Annotated in this window: 1 protein-coding gene; it reads left to right on the forward strand. The window is 76.7% G+C overall.

The features are described 5' to 3' along the window. Window positions 1-523 (forward strand): TerD family protein (locus BZY54_RS48950; RefSeq protein WP_208641012.1); only part of this gene is annotated, 523 nt, incomplete at both ends.

Genomic DNA, 523 nt, shown 5'->3' on the forward strand with positions numbered 1-523 from the left:
CGCCCCCTTCGTGACCGTCACCGGCCTGGACGGCACCGAACTGGTCAGCTACACGCTCACCGGCCTGGACGCCGAGTCGGCCGTGATCGCCCTGGAGCTCTACCGCAGACAGGGCGACTGGAAAGTACGAGCCGTCGGCCAGGGATACGCCGGCGGCCTCGCCGAGCTCCTCACCGACCAGGGACTGCCCAGGGCCCACGACCTGGCCTGCGCCGTCGAAGAGGCCGTGACCCAGGGACTCGCGCGCTCGGTCTGCGCGCCTCCGCCGCGCACGGCGGACGCCGACCGTTCCCGGCAGCCCGCCGCCCCGGTACCGGGCGGGGACCAGACGAACCCGGTCGTTCCCCAGGCCGCGCCGGACACGGCACCGACGCAGCCCGCGCCGCCGTTCGACGGCCAGGCCGCCGGCATCCCCGCGCAGCCGGCACCGCAGTCGCCGTATCCGGCATGCGGACCGCAGCAGCCCCCGTACCCGCCGCGCCCCGCCGGAGCGCAGGACCCGACGGCCGGCCCACAGCCGGCG

This window comes from Streptomyces carpinensis, assembly GCF_002154505.1.
In the GTDB taxonomy this organism is placed as follows: Bacteria; Actinomycetota; Actinomycetes; order Streptomycetales; family Streptomycetaceae; genus Streptomyces; species Streptomyces carpinensis.